The following is a 19,963-nucleotide window of genomic DNA, read 5'->3' as shown; positions in this document are numbered from 1 at the left end:
GGTTCAGTATAGCACCGGGGTTACCCTTCCCAGTGCACCCGGCTCCCCTGGGGCGCCTTCTCGACGACGAGCCGCGCCGGCAGCCGCTGGGCCAGCTCGGGCACGTGGGTCACCACCCCCACCATCCGCCCCTGAGTGGGCAGGGCCTCGAGCACCTCGGCGGCCAGCTCCAGCGCCTCGGCGTCGAGGGTGCCGAAACCCTCGTCGAGGAAGAGCGCGCCCAGACGGCCGCGCGAGAGGTGTTCGGAAAGCGAGAGCGCCAGGCTGAGCGAGGCGAGAAAGGTCTCGCCCCCGGAAAGCGTCTTGGCCGGCCGCACCGCGCCGGTCCAGAGGTCTTCGACGTGGTAGACGCCGTCGGCCAGACGAAAACGGTAGCGGTGCTGCGAGAGGGCGAACAGCAGCTCGGAGGCGCGGGCCAGCATGTCGAGCTGCAGACGCTCGAGCAGGTAGTCCGGGAACTTGTGCCCTTTCAGGTCCTCGGCCAGCTGCTCCCAAACGCCCACCTGCCCGACCAGCTCCGCCGCCCGCTTTTCCGCCTCGCGTTTCTGCGCGAGGTCGCGCTCCAGGCGGTCGATCCTCTCCTCCAGCCGGCCCAGCTGGGCTTCCAGCTCGGCACGGGCCTGGACCGCGGCTTCGAGCCGCTCCTTTTTCGTCCGGAGTGCCTGGGGGTCCACCTCCGGTTTGCCGGCGAGCGACCGGGTCACCTCGTCGAGCCGCTTCGCCACGTAGGCCCGCTCCTCGCGCCAGGAGGCCAGCCGCGCAGCCAGCCGCTCGAGCTCTTCGGGGCTGCGGCGGGCCGCTTCCACCTGCTCCGGCCCCTCGAACCCCAGCTGCCCCAGCAGCGCGGCCACGCTCTCCTCCAGCGGCCCCAGCGCCTCGGCCAGGGCGGCGTGGCGCTCGCGGGCGCGCGCGAGCTCTTCCTGCGCCTGGTCGAGCGCTCGCTTCGCCCTCTCCAACTCCTTGGCGCGGCGCTCCAGCTCGGCGAGCCTGCTGCGCAGTTCGCGCGCGTAGGTTTCGGGGTCCCGGCCGCCGGTCATCCGCTCCAGTTCCGCGGCCAGGCCGCGGCGCATGGCGGCCAGCCGCGCAACCAGCCGTTCCACGTCTTCGGGGCCCCGGGCGCCGGCGACCGCTTCGGCGCGACTAAGGTCTTCCCGGAGCTCGGCCAGCTGCTTTCGCCCGTCGCTCAGGCGTTCCCTCATGCCCTTGATCTCGCCTTCCGCCTCGCGCCAGGCACCGCGTTTTTCCTCGAGCTCGGCGGCCAGCCGTTCGGCCTCGGCCTCCAGCCCGGCCAGCGGGCTCTGGGCGGCCGGGGGCGGTTCGTGCACCGGCTGCCCGCAAAGCGGGCAGGGCTCGCCGGGCCTGAGCAGATGGCGAAACGAGGCCACGTCGGCACGGCGGCGCTCGGCGCTGAGCCGCTGCCTGAGCTCGTCCAGCTTTCTTCTGAGCTCCACGCCCGCCTCTTTGAGCCTTTCCCGGCGCTCCGTGGCCGCGGCAAGTTCTTTTTCCAGATCGGCGATCCGTTTTTCCAGCTGCGCCGCCCGTTTTCGCAGACGTTCGGCCTCGGCCAGGGCCTTGCGGCGCTCCTCGGCGGCGCGAAGCTGGCTTTCCAGCTGCCGGTAGGTCGCTTCCTGGTAGTCCTCGACCCCCTCCCCCGCCGTGGCCCCGCCTAAAGCCGCCAGGGTGCGCGCCTTGGCCTCGAGCAGGGGCAGGGTCGCGGCGCGGGTGCGCAGGTCCTCGAGAAGGCGCTCGTCGAAGGCCTCGTTCACGCGTTCCCAAGCGTTTTTCGCCTTTTGGTAGGCTTCTTCTTTCTTACCCAGTTCGCGGTTCTGGCGCTCAAGCCTTCTGCGGGCGTCCTCCAGGCGGCGCACTTCGGGCAGCGCCTGCTCGGCCGCGCGGGCGCGCTCGAGCCAGCCCTCCACCTCCGCCATGGCCTCCGCTTCGGCCTCCAGCGCCTTCTGGCGGCCTTCCAGGGTACGCTTTTCCTGCCAGAGCTCCGCCAGCTCGTCCAGTGCGCTCAGCTCCCGCTCGAGTGCGGCGATCTCCGCGGCGCGCCGGTCCCGCTCCTCCGCGAGCCGCTTGTGTTCTTCCCGCGCAGCCTCCACGGCGGCCGCGTCCACGCCCTCGAGGTGCGCGGTCATGGTGCGGGCCTCGGCCAGACGTTCGCGCAGCTCGCCCAGCCGCGCCACCGCCCGCTCGCGCAGCCCGGCCAGGCCCGCGAGGCCGTAGAGCGAGAAGAGCAGCTCGCGCCGTTCGCGGCTGTCGCCCTTGAGGAAGGCGTCGAACCGTCCCTGCGGCAGCAGGATGGCGCGGGTAAAGGCGTCGTAGTCGAGGCCCAAAAGCCGCTCGACGGCGGCGTTGAGCGTCTTCACCTTTTCCGAGGCGCTGGAAAGCTGCCACTCCGCGCCCATCTGCCGCTCGAGCCGCGCCTCGGTCTTGCCGGCGATCACCCGCGTCACCCGCCAGACCTCGTCCCCCAGCCGGAAGACCAGCTGCACCCAGGCCTTCTTGACGCCGGGGTGAAGCAGCGCCTTCAGCCCCTTGCGCCCCATGCGCGGCGTCTCGCCGTAGAGGGCGAAGGTCACGGCGTCGAGCAGCGTCGTCTTCCCCGAACCCGTGGGGCCGGTGATCGCGAAGAGCTCGACGTCGGAAAAGTCGACCGACGCGTGCCGGGCGAAGGCGCCGAACCCTTCGAGGTCGAGCCTAAGCGGACGCATGCCCCTCCTCGTAAAGCTCGCGGAAAGCGGCGAGCAACGCGTCCATTTCCTCGAGCCCCCGCACCTCGCGCAGGTAGCGTTCGTAGGCCTCGGGCCAGCTCAGGGTCTCCACCTTGGCCGCGGCCTCGGCCAGGGGGTCGGGGGCCTCGGTCTCGAAGCGGACCTCGAGCAGGTGCGGGTTGTCCTGATACAGCCGCTCGCGCAGGGCGCTGTTGGGCGGGCCAGCGAGCACCAGCTTGGCGTAGCCGGGCCAGTTTTCCACCTCGGGCAGACGGCGGTCCAGCTGCTCGGGGTCGAGGCGAAACGTGCGCAGCGGCTTGCCCCAGCCGGGGTTGAGCGGGTGGACGACGGGCGGCCGGTCGGGCTCGAGCTCCACCACCAGCACCCCCCGCTCGGCGTCCTCGCCCTCGCCGAAGTCGAGCTGCACCAGCGAGCCCGAGTACCAGGCCGCCGGAGCGTCCGTAACCTTCTGCTGCCGGTGGATGTGCCCCAGGGCCACGTAGGTCGCGCTCGTGGGCAGGTACGCCGGGTCCACCGCGTAGCTGTTGCCCACGTAGAAGCTAAACTCGCCCCCGCCCAGCTTCAGGTTGGCTCCGGCGAGGGTCAGGTGGGCGACGAGCAGGTTGATGCGGCCGGGACCGAAGCCCGCGGTCAGGTTGGCGATGAGCCTGCCCACGGTTTCCGAGTAGCCGTGCTGCCAGCTCCCCTCGTCGGCTTCGAGCAGCTGCGCCGCCTTGACGGCGCGCCGCTCGGAAAGAAAGGGCAGCAGCGCCGCCTCGCCCCAGTCGCGCCGCACCGCCCCGCCCTCGCCGCGCACCCGCAGCTCGCCACGCACGTGCGCGCCGGCGAGCTCCAGCAGCGGCGCCAGCGCCTCCAGGCGCGGGCGCGAGTCGTGGTTGCCGCTGATCACCAGCGCCGGCACCCCCAGCTCGCGCAATCCCAGGAAGAACTCGAAGGCCGCGGCCTCGGCCTCGGCGCTCACCCGCGGGCGGTCGAAGAGGTCGCCGGCGACGACGACCAGGTCGATCTTCTCCTCGCGCACGATGCGCAGGTGATCGGCGAGGGCCGAGGCGATCTCCGGGGTGCGGTCCACGCCCTTGAGCACCTTGCCCAGGTGCCAGTCGGCGGTGTGGAGGAGCCTCAGAGCCATGGTTCGATTCTATAGACCCAGCTCGTCCTTGAGCGCCTCGTCGGATACGTCCTGCGCGGCCTCGCTGGCCTTGGTCGCCCAGGCAGGATAAGGGAACTGGACGGCGACGGGAACGGGCACCTCGGGCTGGTGAAGGATCATCGTGCCCTGGGGGAGAATCAGCGCCCGGTCGCGGAAGGCCCCGGGCAAATAGCGGTACTCGGGGCGCTCGGCCTCGGCGGCGTCGAGCCGGCCCACCACCCGCACCGCGGCGTTGCCCACCACCCGCCGCTCCACCTCGCTGGCCGTCTGCTGGGCGCCGATGAGGATGACCCCCAGCGAGCGGCCGCGCTCGGCGATGTCGAGGAGGATGTCCTTGATGGGGCTCTCGCCCTCGCGCGGGGCGTACTTGTTGAGCTCGTCGAGCACCACGAAGACCTTGCCCCGGTGCCGGCCCGACTCCTTGGCGCCGAAGACACGGCGCAAGAGTGAGCCCACCACGAACATCTGCGCCTGGGGGCTGAGGTTGTGGAGGTCCACGACGTTGATTTGTGCCGAACTTCCCAGGGGATCGGGCGCGTTGCTGGGGGCATCGCCGCGGATGAGATGGCCCACGTTGCGGGCCGCGGCGCGCAGGCGGCGCACGAAGGCCTGCAGGGTGCCGGTGTGCTGGCGCGCGGTCCAACGTTGGTTGCCGCTCGCCGCCTCGCCCTCACTTTCGGCACCCAAGAGCTGGAACTCCAGATAGTCCACCAACCGCCCGAAGCTGTCTATCTTGACCCGACCAAGCGAATCGAAAACACCAGCCTCGGCGGTTGGCCCTTCGGGCCAGTCGTCCACGTAGAGCTCGGGGCCCTCCTGGCCGTGGGCCAGCGCCGCCAGCCGCGCGGTGACGTGGTCGATCAGAAAGCCCAGGTTGCTCATCGCACCGCGGTCGCTGAAGAGGAAGGGCAGAAGGCCGTCCCGGCAGAAGTCGACGAGCGACCAGTGGTACGCCCGCACGCCTTCCGCCCGGTGGCTGCTGGGCGTGATATGGCCCTGGCCCTGCGCGAGCCGCGGCGGGGCGAAGAAGGCGACGCTCGCGAAGGGCTCGGCGGCGAGGCCCATGGCCGCGTAGCGCTCGCGCTCTTCAGGAGCCAGCTCGCGGTTGGGGCGGTCGAGGTAGAAGAGGTCCTGTCCCTTGACGTTGAAGATCAGGGTCTTGGCGCTGGCGGCGTCCTCGAGCACGCCCGAGGTGTAGAGGCTGTGGAGCAGGAAGAGGGCGTAGCTGGTCTTGGCGGCGACGCCCGAGATGCCCGAGATGTTCACGTGCCCGCCCTGGCGGCCGTCGAGGAAGGCGAGGTTGACGAAGGCGGGCTCGCCGTTGCGCATGAACCCGACCGGGAGTTTCTGCTTCATGCGGTCGTAGTAGAGGGCGGCGTCCAGGGAATCCCCCCGCGCCAGGTAGACCGGGCTGCCCGGGTCCGGCGGCAGGTACTCCTCGGGCTCGAGCCGGGTCACCGTCACGTGGGCCACGTAGGCGGTGTTGGTGGGAATCAGGTGGCCCGCGGCCAGGAAGGTGTCGGAGTCGAACTGGGTGCCCTCGAGCACCTTGTGCACCCGGTCGACCATGCCGTAGTAGCGCACCACGAGGCCGCCGTGGTCGGCCTCGACCCAGACCACGTCGTCGAGGCGCACCAGGCCGTCTTGAATGCCGATCCAGAACTCCAGGGGGGTCGCCTCGCGGCTGCCGAGGACGACGCCGATCGCTTCTTTCTTCATACCGCCTCCCGCCGAATGTGTTCGAGCAACCGCCTGCGGATCAGGCCCGCGCTGCCCAGCCTGCGCCCCAGCTCGCGCTCGAGCGCCCCCACCGGAACCAGGTTCTGCGGCGCGCGCGGGTCCCGGAAGGGCCGCGAAGCCAGGCGCGGCAGGACGCCAAGCGAAACCGGCGCGAGCCGTAGGGCCTCGGCCTCGGGAGCTGCGGTCTCGACCCGCAGCAGCGTCGCCGCGGCCGCGTAGGGCCGCTCGGGCTCGAGCGGCAGCCGCAGGTACCACGAATAGAAACGGCGCTCGCCGCGGGTGAAAGTGAAGACCGGGCTGCGCTCACCCGCCGCCAGCTCACCCAACAACGCCGCCTGCTCGGCGTTCAGGTAACCGCGGTGGTGGGTCTTGGCGAAGCCGAGCCGTCCCGCGGTCGCGGCCGCCGGCAGCCGGTGCAGGGGGCCGTCGTGCAGCACCAGGGCTCCGGGATGACGCGCGCGCAGCCCGTCCCCCAGCCCCATCTCCAAAGCGCCCCGGCGCTCCATCGCCGCGGCGCGCAGCGCCTCGGGTTCGCCTCCGGCTTCGACGAGCTCGTAGTCGAGCCCGGGAGCCGGCGAGAAGACCGGCTCGGGCCAGGCGCCGGGCGGGGCGACCAGGAAGCGGCGCACCGCGAAGGCCGCTTCCTCGTAGAAGGCGCGTCCGGGCTCGAGCCCCACCGCCCCCACGGCTACGCTTGCGAGCAGCGCGGGCGCGTCGTCCAGGAAGATCAGGGCGTCGGTACGGAACCGCCCGTCCACGAAGAAGAGCGGGCCCGTCCACGGCGCCGCCTCGCGCTTGGGCGCCCAGGGGCCGTCCGCAGCGACGGGCTCGGCCTGCAGCTCCGGCAGGGGCTGGGCGAGCGAGGCCTCCGGCGCGGCGTGGTCCGGACTCCAGACTTCGAGGCGCAGGCGCGGTTTCATGGAATCCATCATACGTGGCCCAGCGTTATGTTTCAAACATAATCGCAGCGCAAAAGCGGGCCCGGGGTCGCCCCCGGGCCACGGTCCTGGACGGGACTACTTGAGCGTGGAGAGGGCCTTCTTGGCCTCCTGGTGGTTGGGGGCGAGCTCGAGCGCGCGTTCCAGCTCGGCACGCGCCGCGTCGTTCTCCCCCGCCGCGATCAGCGCCCGGGCCAACCAGTAGTGGTAGTCGGCGTTGTCGGGGGCGAGCTTGATCGCCTTGGTAAGGTTGAGCCGCGCGTCGTCGACGTGGCCGGCTTCGAGGTGGGAGCGGCCCAGGTAGAAGTACGCCTCCGGGTAGCCCAGGGGGTCGAGCTCGATCGCCTTGTCCAGGGTGTCGATGGCCTCGGCGTACTTCTTTTCGAGGTAGTACACCTGCCCCAGGTTGAGCCAGGTGCTCGCGTTCAGCGGCGCCAGCTCGGTGGCCTTGGCCAGCGCCTGCTCGGCCTCGGCCAGGCGCCCCTTGACGGCCAGCACCTTGCCGTAGAGCAGCTGCAGCTGCGCCGAGGCCGGGTCGACGGCCACGCCCTGCGCCAGCATGTCGAGCGCCTCGTCCAGCTTCCCCTGCGAGAGGTAGACCTGGGCGAGGTTGTAACGCACCACGGCGTCGTCGGGGGCGATGGCGAGGGCCTGCTTGAAGGCGGCCTCGGCCTTGTCGAGCTGGCCCTTGTACTGGTAGACGAGGCCCCGCTGGTTGTAGATGGCGTGGTAGTTGGGGTCGATCGTGCGCGCGTCGTCGAGGATGAGGAGCGCCTGGTCCAGGAACTCCTCGGCGGCCGTCTTGTCCTCGGCGTACAGGTAGCGGTCGGTGTAGGCCTGCGCCAGCGCCACGTAGAGCGGCGCGTAGCTGCCGTCGATCGCGATCGCCCGCTTGAGGTTCTCGATCGCCGAGGTGAACTGGTGCATCTTCAGCTGGGTGCGGCCCAGGCCGTAGAGCGCGTAGACGTTGTTGGGCTCTTTTTCCAGCGCCCGGCGGAAGGCGATCATCGCCGCGTCGTACTCCCCGGAGGAGTAGTAGACGTCGCCCACCAGCAGGTAGGCCTTGACGCTCGGCTCCTTCTGCTCGGGCTGGGCCTGCTCCGACTGGGCCCAGGACGAGCCCACCATCGCCATTGCCAGGGTAAGTAACCAAATCCAGGACCGTTTTCGCATGATCTGCCTCCTAGAGGATGTAGCGCGACAAATCTTCCGACTCCAGAACCGAAGCCAGGCGCTCTTCGACGTATTCCTTGGTGATCTCGACGCGGCCGAGCTCGACCTGGAAGCTCACCTCTTCGAGCAGGTACTCGAGCACGGTCGCGAGCCGCCGCGCGCCGATGTCCTCGAGTTCGCGGTTGGCGCGGTAGGCGAAGTCGGCCACGGCCCGGATGGCTTCGTCGGCGAAGACCAGCTCGGTGCCGTCGGTGGCCAGCAGCTCGGTGTACTGCTTGATGAGCGAGTTCTCGGTGTGGCGCAGGATGCGCTCGAAGTCCTCGGCCGTGAGTTCGGCGAGTTCGACGCGGATGGGAAAGCGTCCCTGCAGCTCGGGGATCAGGTCGCTGGGTTTGGCGACGTTGAACGCCCCGGCGCCGATGAAGAGCACGTGCTCGGTGGAAATCGGGCCAAGCCGGGTGTTCACCACCGTGCCCTCGACGATGGGCAGCAGGTCGCGCTGCACCCCCTCGCCGGAGACGTCGGGCCCCTGAACGGCCGACGAACCGGCGATCTTGTCGATCTCGTCCAGGAAGACGATGCCGTCCTCCTGGGCGCGGCGCACCGCCTCCTGGCTGACCTCCTCCTTGTCCACCAGCCGCTCGGCCTCCTGGTTCTTGAGCACCTCGCGGGCCTCCACCACGCGCATCCGCCGGCGCACCGGGCGCTTGGGGAGAAGGCCCGAAAGCATGTCCTGTAGGCCCTGCATCTGCCCCTCCATGCCGCCGAGCATCCCCATGAAGGGGAGCTTGGGCTCCTCGGGGACCTCCACCTCGACGTACTCGTGGTCGTACAGACCGGCGCTGACGTCTTCGTGGGGGACGTTCAGCATCTGGGCGATCTGGCTGCTGGCGAGGCGCGCCGCCACCGCCGCGACCTTCTCGGTCTTCTCGCGCATGACGAGCTGGTAGGCCACCTCCGCGAGGTCGCGGACGATCGAGTCCACGTCGCGGCCCACGTAGCCCACCTCGGTGAACTTGGTGGCCTCCACCTTGAGGAAGGGCGCGCCCGAGAGCCGCGCCAGGCGGCGGGCGATCTCGGTCTTGCCCACGCCCGTAGGGCCGATCATGAGGATGTTCTTGGGGCTGACCTCACGACGCAGCTCGGGCGGGAGCTTCTGCCGCCGGTAGCGGTTGCGCAGGGCGACGGCCACGGCCTTCTTGGCCTCCTGCTGTCCGATCACGAACTTGTCGAGCTCGGCGACGATCTCGCGCGGCGTCAGCTCGGTCATGCGCCACCCCCCACCCGCAACACCGTGGTGTTGCCGTTGGTGTAGAGGTCGATCTCCGCGGCGATGCCCAGGGCCTTCTCGGCGATCTCGGCCGCGCCCAGCCGGGTCTCCCGGTAGAGCGCCTTGGCCGCCGAGAGCGCGTAGGGCGCGCCGGAGCCGACGGCGACGAGGGGCTCGTCGGGGGCGATCACCTCGCCCGTCCCCGACAGCAGCAGGATCTCGCGGGCGTCGGCGACGATCAGCATGGCTTCCAGCTGACGCAGGATGCGGTCGGTGCGCCAGAGCTTGACCGTCTCGACCGCGGCGCGCTTGAGCGAGCCCTTAGCGATCTCCAGCTGCTCCTCGAACTTCTCGAGCAGCGTCAGCGCATCGGCCACCGCGCCGGCGAATCCAACCAGCACGTCGTCCTCGAGTTTGCGCACCTTCACGGCCCCTTGCTTCATGACGGTATCGCCGAAGGTGACCTGCCCGTCCCCGGCGATGGCGGTTTCGCCGTCCTTGTGAACGGCCAGGATGGTGGTGCCGTGCATGGGTTCCATCATGCAAACCGTACCCCCGCTTACTTAGGCGGGGGTGAGAGATGCGCGGCTGGGCGGGGGCTCACCGCGCCCTCACGTCCACGCGCTCGAGCCAGTCTGCGAACGCCCGCAGCCCCCGCTCGAACATGCGCTCGCGTTTTTCCCGCTTGGGCATCCGCCCGGGCAGGCCGGGCACCAGACCCCAGTTGGCGTTCATGGGCTGGAAGTCGTTCGGATTGGCGCCCGCCAGGAAGCGCGCCAGCCCTCCGAGCATGCTCTCGGGCGGCGGCGGACCGGGCGGGGTCTGGCCGCGCACCAGGGCCGCCGCCTGCAACGCCGCCAGCCAGCCGGTGGCCGCCGACTCCAAATAGCCCTCCACGCCCGCGAGCACCCCGGCGACGAAGACGCCGGGAAGCTTCCTGAGCTCGAGCCGCTCGCTGAGGACCCGGGGGGCGTTGAGGTAGGTGTTGCGGTGCATGACGCCGTAGCGTACGATCTCGGCTCTCTCGAGCCCCGGAATCAGGCGCACGATCGCCTTCTGGTCCCCCCACTTGAGGCCGGTCTGGAAGCCCACGAGGCTCCACATCCGCCCTTCGCGGTCTTCCTGGCGCAGCTGCACCACCGCGAAGGGGGTTTCGCCGCTGCGCGGGTCGAGCAGCCCCACCGGCTTCAAAGGGCCGAAGAGCGGCGTCTGGTAGCCGCGGCGCGCCAGCTCCTCGATCGGCATGCAGCCTTCGAAGAACTCGAGCTGCTCCCAGTCGTGGGGCGTGTGCCGCCGCGCCTCGGCGATGGCCCGGTGGAAGCGGCGGTACTCTTCTTCGGTCATCGGGCAGTTGATGTAGTCGGCGTCCTGGCCGTAGCGGCCCGCCCGGTAGCAGACTTCCATGTCGATGCTCTCGCCCAGCACCACCGGCGCGGCCGCGTCGTAGAAGCTGAGGAAGGGCTCGCCCAGCCGCGCCTTCAGATCCTCGGCCAGGGCGTCGGAGGTCAGCGGCCCGGTGGCCAAAACGAGCGGCCGCTCCGGGGGGAGCGCGGCCGCCTCCGCGCGCACCACCTCGATGCGCGGGTGCGCCTCGATGCGCTCGGTAACGAACGCGCTGAAGACCTCGCGGTCCACCGCCAAGGCGCCCCCCGCGGGAAGCCGAGCCGCGTCGGCCGCCGCCATGATCAGCGAGCCGGCCGCGCGCAGCTCGGCCTGCAAGAGCCCCTTGGCGTTGGTGCGCGCCTCGCCGCCCAGCGAGTTGGAGCAGACGAGCTCGGCGAAGCGGTCGGTCGCGTGCGCCGGGGTCGTCTTCCGCGGACGCATCTCGTAGAGCCGCACCAAGACCCCGCGCTCGGCCAGGGCCATGGCCGCTTCGGAACCTGCGAGGCCGGCGCCGATGATGTGGACGCGCTCCGTCACGTCGGCATCATAGCCTCCACCCCGACCCCTTCCGTGAGAGCTGCGTGTTAAACTTAGTTCGATCAACAACTCCCCGATGCGCCCCGAGCGCACAGCGCGGGAGCGGAGGTGACGATGGCCAAGGTCAAGCTGAACAACGTATGGAAACGTTTCGGTAAAGTGGTGGCGGTCAAGGAGTTCGACCTGGAGACCGAGGACGGCGAGTTCGTGGTCTTCGTCGGCCCCTCCGGCTGCGGCAAGACGACGACGTTGCGCATGATCGCGGGCCTCGAGGAGGTGAGCGAGGGCGAGATCTACATCGGCGACCGCATGGTCAACGACGTCCCCCCCAAGGACCGCGACATCGCCATGGTCTTCCAGAACTACGCCCTCTACCCGCACATGAACGTCTACGACAACATGGCCTTCGGCCTGCGCCTGCGCAAGGTGCCGCGGAACGAGATCGAGCGCCGGGTCCACGAAGCGGCCAAGATCCTCAAGATCGAGCACCTGCTCAAGCGCAAACCGCGCGAGCTCTCGGGCGGTCAGCGCCAGCGCGTGGCCATGGGCCGCGCCATCGTGCGCGAGCCCAAGGTCTTCCTGATGGACGAGCCGCTCTCCAACCTCGACGCCAAGCTGCGCGTGGAGATGCGCGCCGAGATCAGCAAGCTGCAGCAGCGGCTGGGCGTGACCACCATCTACGTCACCCACGACCAGATCGAGGCCATGACCCTGGGCCACCGCATCGTGGTGATGAAGGACGGCGAGATCCAGCAGGTGGACAGCCCGCTCAACCTCTACAACCTGCCCGCCAACAAGTTCGTGGCGGGCTTTATCGGCAGCCCCGCGATGAACTTCATCCGTTCCGCGGTCGAGGCCGAAAACGGCAAGATCGCTTTTGTGCACAAGAACTTCCGCCTCGTCGTCGAGGGGCCGTTCGCCGAGGAGCTGAAGCCCTACGCGGGCAAGGAGGTCTGGCTGGGCATCCGCCCCGAGGACATCAAGCTGCGCAGCGAGGAAACCCCGGGCGAGCACACCGTGATCCGCGGCATCGTCGACGTGGTCGAGCCCCTGGGCGCGGAGACCGAGATCCACGTGCGTCTCGAGGACGTCAAGATCACCGCGCGCATCCAGGGGTACGAGCCCCTGAAGCCGGAACAGACCATCGAGCTGGAGGTCGACACCGCGATGCTTCACGCCTTCGACGTGGAAACCGAGAAGGCCATCGCCCACGCCCTGGCCTTCGTGGAATAGCCCGGCATGCGGGGGTACGCGCCGAGCCTCAAGTTCTGGCTCACCCTGACCATCGGAACGCTGGCGTTCCTGCCCAACCTGATCGTGATCTTCGTGCTGAGCCGCAGCTCGCCCGAGCTGCTGGCTCAGCAGAACGTGCGCATCGCCGTCTGGCTGCTCTCGGTGGGCTTCTTCGCCACCGCGATCGGGTACCTGCTGGCCAACCGGCTCCTGGCGCCGCTGGACGAGCTGACGCGCTCGCTGCGCTACCTCAAGGTCAGTTCGCGCACCCTCGCCGACCTCAGCCTGCCCCCGCCCAAGACCCCGCTGCCGCAGGAAGTGGCCACCCTGCGCGAGCAGTTCGAGACCCTGATCCATCACCTGCGCGGCCTCACCGAAAGCCGCGAGGCCGTCTTCGCGACCCTGGCGCACGACCTCAAGACGCCCCTCATCGCCGCGGTGCGGGCGACCTCGTACCTCATCGACGCCGACGAGATCTCGCGCGAGCAGCGCATCCAGATGCTGCGCCAGCTGCAGGAGGAGTTCGACCGCACCTACCGGCTGGTGGAAAACCTGCTCACCGCCAGCAAGCTCGAGACCACGCGGCCCCAGCTCGAGCTCGTGAACATCGGGGCGATGCTCGACGACCTGCGGCTGCGCTACCTCAAGGACGCGGCCAAGCGCGGGATCAGCATCGAGGTGACGGGCTCCGGTGAGACGCGGGCCGACCGGATGATGCTCGAGCGCGCCGGCGCCAACCTCATCGAAAACGCCCTGCGCCACGCCCGCAGCCGTATCATCCTGCGGGCGGGGCCGGGCTTTTTTGAGGTGGAGGACGACGGGCCGGGGCTGCCGGCCCCGCTCGAGTCGCTGTCCCAGCCCTTCCACAGCAAGAAGCTCAAGGGGGTGCGTTCGGGCAGCTCGGGCCTCGGCCTCTACATCGCCCGCCAGGTCGCCGAGCTGCACAAGGGCGTCTTCCGCAGCTGCCAGGGCACGCTGGGCGGCGCCTGCATACGCCTCGAGGCCAACGACCGCCGCCTTTCGACCTACACCTTGCTATGATGATCGCATGAGACTGCTGATCGCCGACGATCACCCGCTCTTCCGCATCGGCCTGCGGGCCGCCCTCGAGAAGGAGGGGTTCAGCGTCGTAGCCGAGGCCGGAGACGGGGACGAGGCGGTCCGGCTGGTGGAGACGCACCAGCCCGAGGTCGTGATCCTCGACATCCGTATGCCGCGCATGGACGGCATCGAGGCCTGCGCCGCCCTGCGCCAGAGAGGGCTATTCCGGGCTCGTGGTCATGCTGACCACCTTCACCGAGGCAGCGATCCAGAACAAGGCCGCCTCCGCCGGGGCCAACGCCTACTACTCCAAGGAGGTCAGCCCCGCCGAGCTGGCGCGCCGCATCCTGCGGCTGACGCAAAACCCCGAGGACTCGTCGTTCACCCCGCCGCCGGTGCCGAGCCTGACCCCGCGCGAGCGCGAGGTGCTCGACCTGCTGGCCCGCGGCCTGACCGCGCGCGAGATGGGCGACATCCTGGGCCTCAAACCCGACACCGTGCGCGACTACCTCAAACGGCTCTACGGCAAGCTCGACGCGGGCAACCGCATCGAGGCGCTCGAGCAGGCACGCCGCCTGGGTTTTCTCGATTCACCCTAAGCTAAGCCAACCCGTTAAACTGAAGTGGATGAAACTCGTGATCGCCGTGGTTCAAGATGCCGACGCGCCGGCGCTGACCCGTGCGTTGGGCGAAGCCGGCCTGACCTCCACCAAGCTGGCCTCCACCGGAGGCTTCCTGCGCGAGGGCAACACCACCCTGCTCATCGGCGTGGACGATGCGCAGCTGGAGCAGGTCAAGCAGATCATCCGCGACACCTGCCGCACCCGCACCCGCCTGATCACGCCGGGTCTGCCCATGGCCGAAACCCCGGAGGCCATGGTGGGCCAACCCGTCGAGGTCCAGGTGGGCGGGGCCGTCGTCTTCGTGCTCGACGTCGCCGAGTTTCACAAACTCTAGGAGCCCTGTCCATGAAACTAAGATTCCTGTTTGCGGCCGCGCTGCTGTCCCTGCCGCTGGCCTCGGCCCAGATCGCCGGCGACCCGGCGGCCTTCAAGACGGCGCTCGGCCTGCCGGGCGCTTCGGACACTTTTAGCTACGACGGCGCGGAGGTGCGGACCGAGACCCTCGGCGGTCTGCTCTACAAGGTCCGCTACCAGGGCGCGCCCGAGGACTACGCCACCGCGGGCGACGTCATCGCGGCGGCCATCGGCGAGGCCGGCATCAAGGAGCCCTTCGTCGACTGGATGAAGCAGAACGGAGCCGGGATCGCCGCCCGCAAGGAGCCCGTCAGCGTGGGGCTTGGCGACGGCTACACCCTGACCTTCCAGCCCGGAGACACGCTGGCCTTCGTCGTCGCCCCCATCGAAGTTCCGCCGGCGGCCTTCGGTGAGCCGCGGCACGTCCTCGGCAGCGGCCCGGTAACCATCCGCGAATACTCCGACTTCGAGTGCCCCGCCTGCCAGGCGCTCTTCAACCGCGCCCTGGCGCAGATCAAGGCCCGCTACGTCGAGACCGGCCGGGCCCGGTTCGAGTACCGTCACTTCCCCCTCTTCGAGATCCACAAGCAGGCGGTGCCGGCGGCCGAGGCCAGCGAGTGCGCCGCTGCGCAGGGGGCGTTCTGGACCTACCACGACGCCCTCTTCGAGGAGGGCGTGGGCAACTACGTGGGGCTGGCGAAGCAGCTGGACCTCGACGTGGGCCGCTTCGCGGACTGCGTCGCGAACCGTACCTACCGGGACGTCGTCGAGGCCCACCGCGCCGAGGCCGACCGTCTGGGGTTGCGCGGAACCCCCAGCGTCTTCGTGGGGCCCTTCCTGCTACCCAACCCCTTCGACGTCGACAGCTACGACCGCTACCTGCGGATGGCCGCCGCCCAAGACGAGCGTTGATGCTGCAACCCGGCGACTGGGTTCTCCTCCTCGACCCCAAGGCGCGCCGCTACCTGGTGCGCCTGAAGGAAGGGGGTCGCTTCGGTCACCACGTGGGCGGCGTGACCCACGAGCAGATCATGGCGGCCGGCTACGGGGGGCGGGTGCGCACCACCAAGGACGCCTGGCTCTGGGTGCTGCGCCCCAGCCTCGAGGACTACGTCCTGCTGATGAAGCGCGGCGCGACCGTGACCTACCCCAAGGACGCGGCGGCCATCGTGCTGCTGCTCGACCTGGCGCCGGGCGAGCGGGTGCTCGAGGCGGGGAGCGGGTCCGGCGCGCTCGCCCTCTTCCTCGCCCGTGCCGTGGGGCCGGCGGGCGAGGTGGTGAGCTACGAGCGCCGCGCCGACTTCCTGGCCCGCGCACGCGAAAACGTGGAGGCCTGGGGCACCCGCAACGTCGACTTCCGCCACGGCGACCTCGCCGAGGCGGCGCTCGAGCCCGAGAGCTTCGACGGCGTGGCCCTGGACGTGATGGAACCCTGGAAGGTCCTGGCCACGGCGGTGCGCGCGCTCAAGACCGGCCGCTCCCTGGTGCTCTACCTGCCCAACATCACCCAGGTGGTGCAGGCGGTCCGCGAGGCCGCGGGGCAGCCGCTGCTCCTCAGGCGCGTCATCGAGGTGGGCCACCGCGACTGGGACGTCCGCCCGCCGGTGGCCCACCCCCACTTCCGCCAGGTGGGGCACACCGCCTTCCTAGCCCAGTTCACCAAGGTCCGGCCGGTCGGGGGGCAGGCGCAGCACGAAGAAGAGGGCGACGGCGAGCCCCAAAGCGGTCAGGACGAAGACGGTTGAGTACCCGAACCACGAAGCGATCAGCCCGCCCGCCAGCGGCCACAAGGCCCGGGGAGCGCCGGCGAAGGCCATCAGGGCCGTGGCCGTGGCCGCTTCGCGCGCTTGTGTGAAGGAAAGCAGGTAGGCGCTGTAGGCGTTCTCGATTCCGTTCAGCGTAACCCCCACGAGGACGAAGGTCACCACCGCGCCCGCCAGGCCGGCACCCAGCAGCGCCGAGATGGGGATGGCCAGGGCCAGCACCCCCACGTAGACGAGGCCGACGTGAGTGCCGCGCAGGTCCATCTGCCGCCCGATCCAGAGGTTGAGCCCTTCGGCTAGTGCCTGCGCTGCAACCAGGTAGCCGATGAACGCGGCGGGCAGCCCGTGTTCGCGGGCGGCCACGACGTAGAAGGGCAGGGCCAGGTAGTACAGCCCGGTCAGCAGGTAGGCCAGCAGAAAGCCACGCATGCGGGGGGTGCGCGCCAGCGTCCAGGCGCCGCGCAGGTGTCGGCCCAGGGGGGCCCGGTACCGCGGCGGATCGCGCCGCTCGGGGATCATCCAGAAGCCGAGGAAACCCACGGTAAGGGCGGCCACCGCAAGGGCGAAGGCGAGCACGTAGCCGTCCGGGAAGCGCGCCCAGAGCGGGCGGCTCGCGAGGCCCACCCCGGCCGCGAAGAGCGCCCCCAGGAGGCTGCGCCAGCCGAAGAAGCGGCCCCGCAGCCGCGGAGGGATGGCCTTGCCGATCACGGGCAGGTAGGCGACCCCGCCCAGCCCGCCGGCCAGCGCAAACAGCCCCAGGAAGATGACGAGGGCGGTGTAGACGAGCGCGGGGCTCTCGAGGGCGTAGCGGGCGGTCAGAAAGGCAAGCACCGCAAAGGCGCCGGCGCGGGTCCAGATGGCCAGGTAAAGAAAGACTTTCTTGCGCCGCGCCGCCTCCACCCAGCTCGAGGCTGGCAGCCCGGCGAGCGCCGCCCCGAGCGCCAGGGCGCTGAGCACGCCGCCCACGGCAACGCTGGATCCCGTGAGGTGGGCGATGAAGGCGGGCAGCACGGTGCTGGGGCTCGTCAGCGCGGTGGCGGCCTGGAGCATCACCCCGTGGAGGATGCCTCCGAAAAAGGCCCGCTTCACCGCACCGTTCACGGGCTCCATCGTAGCGGCCCGCTGGGTCCGTGTACAGTGAGGGCCGTGGAAGGCCTGCAGATCGCCGCGGTGCTGCGCGAGCTCCCCGAGCGGCCGCGGCCGACCAGGGGCTGGCGTTTTCCCGCCGAGGACACCGCGGTGCTGGCGCTCGCGGGCGGCCCCGACCTGGTGCTCCGCTACCGGCCGCCGAGCCCGGAACTGGCGCTGACCGAGAGTGCCGGTGGCGGCCCGGCCCGCACCCCCTTCCAGAAGCTGCTCGCCGCTCGCGCGCGCGGTCCACTGGAGCGCGCCGAACAGCTCAAACTCGACCGGGTCGTGGTCTTCGAGTTCGGCGGCGAGGAGGGCTTCGTGGACGTGCCCCCGGTGCGGCTCGTCTTCGAGCTGACCGGCCGCAACGCCAACCTGATCCTCACCGACCTGGAGGGGCGGATCCTCGGGGTCGACCGGGTCGTGACCCCGGAGCAGAACCGCTACCGCCAGGTCCGCCCGGGGCTGGTCTGGACCCCGCCGCCCCCCTACGACAAGCTCGACCCGCGCACGCTCGAGGAGGGGGACCTGGCACCCCTGCTGGGGCGGCCGCTGGCCCGCGCCCTGGTGCAGACGGTGGACGGCGTCGGACCCCGGCTCGCGGCCGAAGCCGCGCACCGCGCGGGACTGGAACCGGACCGAGCCGTCCGCCCCGAGGACCTGCCCCGGCTGCGGCGGGCCCTCGCCTCGCTGGTGTCCGACCCCACCCCGAGCCGCGAGGCACGCACCCCCAGCTGGCGCGAGGAGACCGAGGCGGCGCTGCGCAAGCCGCTGCTCGCGGCCCTCGAGCGCCGCAAAAAGACCCTCGAGCGCCGCCTCGAGGACTACGCCCGCGCCCGGTCGGACCTCGCCAAGGCGGAGCGCTGGCAGCGCTACGGCGACCTGCTGCTCGCCTACGCGCACCAAATCCCCGCCCACGCCAAGCACGCGGTGCTGGAAGACTGGGAAAGCGGCGAACCCGTCGAGATCGCCCTCGACCCCGCCCTCTCCCCCAGCGAGAACGCCGAGCGCTACTACCGCCGCGCCAAACGCGCCCGCGCCCGCGCGGAGCGCGCCAAACGCGAAGCCCCGCGCACGCGGCGGGAACTGGAGGCACTCGAGCGCGAGATCGAGGAGGTCCGGCAACTCCCCCTGCACGAACTGCAGCGCCGCCTGCGCGAACGTCGGCCGCACGAGACCGCGGGCCCCGGGCTGCGGCTCGAGGCGCCCGGAGGCTTCGAGGTCTGGGTGGGCCGCAACCGCAGGGAAAACGACTGGCTCACCCGCAGCGCCCACTCGGGCGACGTCTGGCTGCACGCCCAGGGGGTGCCCGGCTCGCACGTAATCGTGCGCGCCCGCGGCAAGCCGGTGCCGCTGGAAACGCTGCTCTTCGCGGCACGGCTCGCGGCCTACCACTCGCGTGCCCGCGGCGAGAAGAACGTGCCCGTGGACTACACCCTCAAGAAGCACGTCTGGCGCCCCAAGGGCGCCGCACCCGGCGAAGTGCTCTACACCCAGGCCAAGACGCTCTTCGTCGACGCCAAAGCGCCGGAACACTAGTTGTCGCTTTCCAATACGTTGTTCACGGAGTCCGGGAGGAGGCGGGATGTAGTACGTAGTACGTAGTACGTAGTACGTGGTGGGTGGTGGGTGGTGAATAGGTTTTAGGAGTTGGGGTGCGGGAGGTGGGAACGGCGCAAGGCGGGTTTCCGCAGGCCGCGGGTACCGGCCACAAGCCACAGGCCACGCTCCACCCACCACCTTTCCCGCCTCCCCGCATCGAGGCCGGCCTGCCGGCCGAGACCCGGGGCCCCTGCCGCCAACGACGCCGACGCCGGGGGTACGGCCGCTCGCAACCCCTCCACCACGAGCCACACGCTACGAGCCACGGGCCGCTGCTCAAGGGCCGCGTTCCAAAACCCAAACCCCACCCCGGCCCGCCCCAAAGGGGAGGGCGCTTTCGTCTTTCCGCAGCGGTCGCGGCGCCCCGGCCCCGCCTTTGGACAAGCCCCGGGCTCCTGCTTCCGCTGGGCTGACGAGAGAGGCCGGTGGCGACGGGTAAGCGTGAACCACGTGTTCGAACTTTACAGCTAGCTCGTGCTCGCAACGGTCCGCTGCCTTATCCGCGCCCAGCAAGATCCGTAGCCTGTCCCGGACTTGATCCGGGATCTTGCGGGCCGGGTGGTCCGCCCGTAGGGAAGGACGGATAACGGCAGTACGTGGTGCGTAGCCGCTAAGCGGGGGTTCGAAAGAGCTGCGGGTAGCGGCCGCAAGCGCGACGACCTTTTCTTCACCGCCCCAAAACCGCCAGGCCCGGGCGCATTCGCACCCCCTTCGTCAGCTAAAGCCCAACCCCTACCCCCCCCCCCCCCCCCTTCCGTCATCCCCGACGAGGCGCGCAGCGCCGAGATCGGGGATCTTAGCGTTGCTGCATCGCCCCTCCCGCCGCGGCGGGGAAAGCGCAGCCGCCACGAGCAGCGCCGCACAGGTCCGGCCTGCGAGCTTTGTCCGCTTCCCCTTGCGCGCCGCAGGCGGTAGACTGGTGAGCCGTGAGAAGGACGATGTTCCACGCCAAGATCCACCGGGCCACGGTCACCCGGGCGGACCTGGATTACGAGGGCTCGATCACCATCGACCAGGACCTGCTCGACGCCGCGGGCATCAAAGTGTACGAAAGGGTCGACGTCCTCGACATCACCAACGGCCACCGGCTGACCACCTACACCCTTCCCGGCGAACGCGGCTCGGGCGAGATCCAGATGAACGGCGCCGCCGCCCATCTGATCCACCCGGGCGACCTGATCATCGTCATCGCCTACGGGGAGTACGAGGAGCACGAACTCGCGGACTACCACCCCACCGTGGTGCTGGTGGACGAGAAGAACCGCGTCCGCGAGGTGCGCAAGGGGTAGGGCG

Annotated in this window: 16 protein-coding genes and 1 pseudogene; 8 read left to right on the top strand and 9 right to left on the bottom strand. The window is 70.2% G+C overall.

Features of this window, described 5'->3' with window-relative positions; genetic code table 11:
• Window positions 1-20: 20 nt before the first annotated feature.
• From HNQ05_RS02045 to trmFO, 8 genes are all read right to left on the bottom strand, one after another.
• Window positions 21-2,714 (bottom strand): AAA family ATPase, encoded by a 2,694-nt coding sequence (locus HNQ05_RS02045; protein ID WP_147148967.1) that lies wholly within the window; start codon window positions 2,712-2,714, stop codon window positions 21-23.
• The gene (locus HNQ05_RS02040; RefSeq protein ID WP_183677546.1) at window positions 2,701-3,858 is read right to left on the bottom strand and encodes a metallophosphoesterase family protein; all 1,158 of its coding nucleotides are present in this window, start codon (window positions 3,856-3,858) and stop codon (window positions 2,701-2,703) included. The genes HNQ05_RS02045 and HNQ05_RS02040 overlap by 14 nt, the downstream gene beginning before the upstream one ends.
• Window positions 3,859-3,873: 15 nt before the next feature.
• Window positions 3,874-5,604, bottom strand: a complete 1,731-nt coding sequence (locus tag HNQ05_RS02035) for an ATP-binding protein (protein WP_147148963.1) — start codon at window positions 5,602-5,604, stop codon at window positions 3,874-3,876.
• Window positions 5,601-6,545, bottom strand: coding sequence for a nuclease (locus HNQ05_RS02030; protein ID WP_147148961.1), 945 nt, complete (start codon window positions 6,543-6,545; stop codon window positions 5,601-5,603). The genes HNQ05_RS02035 and HNQ05_RS02030 overlap by 4 nt, the downstream gene beginning before the upstream one ends.
• A 96-nt stretch (window positions 6,546-6,641) precedes the next feature.
• On the bottom strand, window positions 6,642-7,736 hold the full coding sequence (locus HNQ05_RS02025) for a tetratricopeptide repeat protein (RefSeq protein ID WP_147148958.1): 1,095 nt from the start codon (window positions 7,734-7,736) through the stop codon (window positions 6,642-6,644).
• A 10-nt stretch (window positions 7,737-7,746) separates the two neighbouring features.
• Window positions 7,747-9,006 carry an ATP-dependent protease ATPase subunit HslU gene (locus HNQ05_RS02020; protein ID WP_147148956.1) on the bottom strand — a complete coding sequence of 420 codons (1,260 nt, stop codon included), beginning with the start codon at window positions 9,004-9,006 and terminating at the stop codon, window positions 7,747-7,749.
• Window positions 9,003-9,545 (bottom strand): ATP-dependent protease subunit HslV, encoded by a 543-nt coding sequence (gene hslV / locus HNQ05_RS02015; protein ID WP_147148971.1) that lies wholly within the window; start codon window positions 9,543-9,545, stop codon window positions 9,003-9,005. The genes HNQ05_RS02020 and hslV overlap by 4 nt, the downstream gene beginning before the upstream one ends.
• Before the next feature lie 61 nt (window positions 9,546-9,606).
• Window positions 9,607-10,926 carry a methylenetetrahydrofolate--tRNA-(uracil(54)-C(5))-methyltransferase (FADH(2)-oxidizing) TrmFO gene (gene trmFO / locus HNQ05_RS02010; RefSeq protein ID WP_147148954.1) on the bottom strand — a complete coding sequence of 440 codons (1,320 nt, stop codon included), beginning with the start codon at window positions 10,924-10,926 and terminating at the stop codon, window positions 9,607-9,609.
• Window positions 10,927-11,040: 114 nt separating this feature from the next.
• On the opposite strand from trmFO, the gene HNQ05_RS02005 reads away from it, so the two are divergent.
• From HNQ05_RS02005 to HNQ05_RS01980, 6 genes and pseudogenes are all read left to right on the top strand, one after another.
• Window positions 11,041-12,159, top strand: a complete 1,119-nt coding sequence (locus HNQ05_RS02005) for an ABC transporter ATP-binding protein (protein ID WP_147148952.1) — start codon at window positions 11,041-11,043, stop codon at window positions 12,157-12,159.
• Between the two features lie 6 nt (window positions 12,160-12,165).
• The gene (locus HNQ05_RS02000) at window positions 12,166-13,200 is read left to right on the top strand and encodes a sensor histidine kinase (protein ID WP_147148950.1); all 1,035 of its coding nucleotides are present in this window, start codon (window positions 12,166-12,168) and stop codon (window positions 13,198-13,200) included.
• A 7-nt stretch (window positions 13,201-13,207) separates the two neighbouring features.
• Window positions 13,208-13,799: pseudogene (locus tag HNQ05_RS01995) on the top strand (response regulator transcription factor).
• 28 nt (window positions 13,800-13,827) lie between these two features.
• Entirely contained in the window at window positions 13,828-14,157 is a 330-nt protein-coding gene (locus HNQ05_RS01990) for a cyclic-di-AMP receptor (protein WP_013457870.1), read from the top strand.
• A gap of 11 nt (window positions 14,158-14,168) precedes the next feature.
• On the top strand, window positions 14,169-15,089 hold the full coding sequence (locus HNQ05_RS01985) for a DsbA family protein (RefSeq protein ID WP_147148948.1): 921 nt from the start codon (window positions 14,169-14,171) through the stop codon (window positions 15,087-15,089).
• Window positions 15,089-15,922, top strand: a complete 834-nt coding sequence (locus tag HNQ05_RS01980) for a tRNA (adenine-N1)-methyltransferase (RefSeq protein WP_147148947.1) — start codon at window positions 15,089-15,091, stop codon at window positions 15,920-15,922. Before HNQ05_RS01985 ends, HNQ05_RS01980 begins: the two co-directional genes overlap by 1 nt.
• Here HNQ05_RS01980 and HNQ05_RS01975 read toward each other — a convergent pair.
• Entirely contained in the window at window positions 15,824-17,041 is a 1,218-nt protein-coding gene (locus HNQ05_RS01975) for an MFS transporter (RefSeq protein WP_183677523.1), read from the bottom strand. The genes HNQ05_RS01980 and HNQ05_RS01975 overlap by 99 nt on opposite strands.
• Before the next feature lie 45 nt (window positions 17,042-17,086).
• On the opposite strand from HNQ05_RS01975, the gene HNQ05_RS01970 reads away from it, so the two are divergent.
• Both HNQ05_RS01970 and panD read left to right on the top strand, forming a co-directional pair.
• Window positions 17,087-18,607, top strand: coding sequence for an Rqc2 family fibronectin-binding protein (locus tag HNQ05_RS01970; protein WP_147148943.1), 1,521 nt, complete (start codon window positions 17,087-17,089; stop codon window positions 18,605-18,607).
• Window positions 18,608-19,608: 1,001 nt separating this feature from the next.
• On the top strand, window positions 19,609-19,959 hold the full coding sequence (gene panD / locus HNQ05_RS01965; RefSeq protein ID WP_147148391.1) for an aspartate 1-decarboxylase: 351 nt from the start codon (window positions 19,609-19,611) through the stop codon (window positions 19,957-19,959).
• Window positions 19,960-19,963 lie beyond the last annotated feature (4 nt).

Origin of the sequence: Oceanithermus desulfurans (assembly GCF_014201675.1) — a bacterium.
Taxonomy (GTDB): domain Bacteria; phylum Deinococcota; class Deinococci; order Deinococcales; family Marinithermaceae; genus Oceanithermus; species Oceanithermus desulfurans.
The sequence above is the reverse complement of the archived record's forward strand: the minus strand, read 5'-3'. Positions and strand labels throughout refer to the sequence as shown.

Coding starts and splice junctions, on each gene's coding strand:
- HNQ05_RS02045 (WP_147148967.1), bottom strand. CDS start 2,714: ATGCGTCCGCTTAGGCTCGACCTCGAAGGGTTCGGCGCCTTCGCCCGG.
- HNQ05_RS02035 (WP_147148963.1), bottom strand. CDS start 5,604: ATGAAGAAAGAAGCGATCGGCGTCGTCCTCGGCAGCCGCGAGGCGACC.
- HNQ05_RS02030 (WP_147148961.1), bottom strand. CDS start 6,545: ATGAAACCGCGCCTGCGCCTCGAAGTCTGGAGTCCGGACCACGCCGCG.
- HNQ05_RS02025 (WP_147148958.1), bottom strand. CDS start 7,736: ATGCGAAAACGGTCCTGGATTTGGTTACTTACCCTGGCAATGGCGATG.
- HNQ05_RS02020 (WP_147148956.1), bottom strand. CDS start 9,006: ATGACCGAGCTGACGCCGCGCGAGATCGTCGCCGAGCTCGACAAGTTC.
- hslV (WP_147148971.1), bottom strand. CDS start 9,545: ATGGAACCCATGCACGGCACCACCATCCTGGCCGTTCACAAGGACGGC.
- HNQ05_RS02005 (WP_147148952.1), top strand. CDS start 11,041: ATGGCCAAGGTCAAGCTGAACAACGTATGGAAACGTTTCGGTAAAGTG.
- HNQ05_RS02000 (WP_147148950.1), top strand. CDS start 12,166: ATGCGGGGGTACGCGCCGAGCCTCAAGTTCTGGCTCACCCTGACCATC.
- HNQ05_RS01990 (WP_013457870.1), top strand. CDS start 13,828: ATGAAACTCGTGATCGCCGTGGTTCAAGATGCCGACGCGCCGGCGCTG.
- HNQ05_RS01985 (WP_147148948.1), top strand. CDS start 14,169: ATGAAACTAAGATTCCTGTTTGCGGCCGCGCTGCTGTCCCTGCCGCTG.
- HNQ05_RS01980 (WP_147148947.1), top strand. CDS start 15,089: ATGCTGCAACCCGGCGACTGGGTTCTCCTCCTCGACCCCAAGGCGCGC.
- panD (WP_147148391.1), top strand. CDS start 19,609: ATGTTCCACGCCAAGATCCACCGGGCCACGGTCACCCGGGCGGACCTG.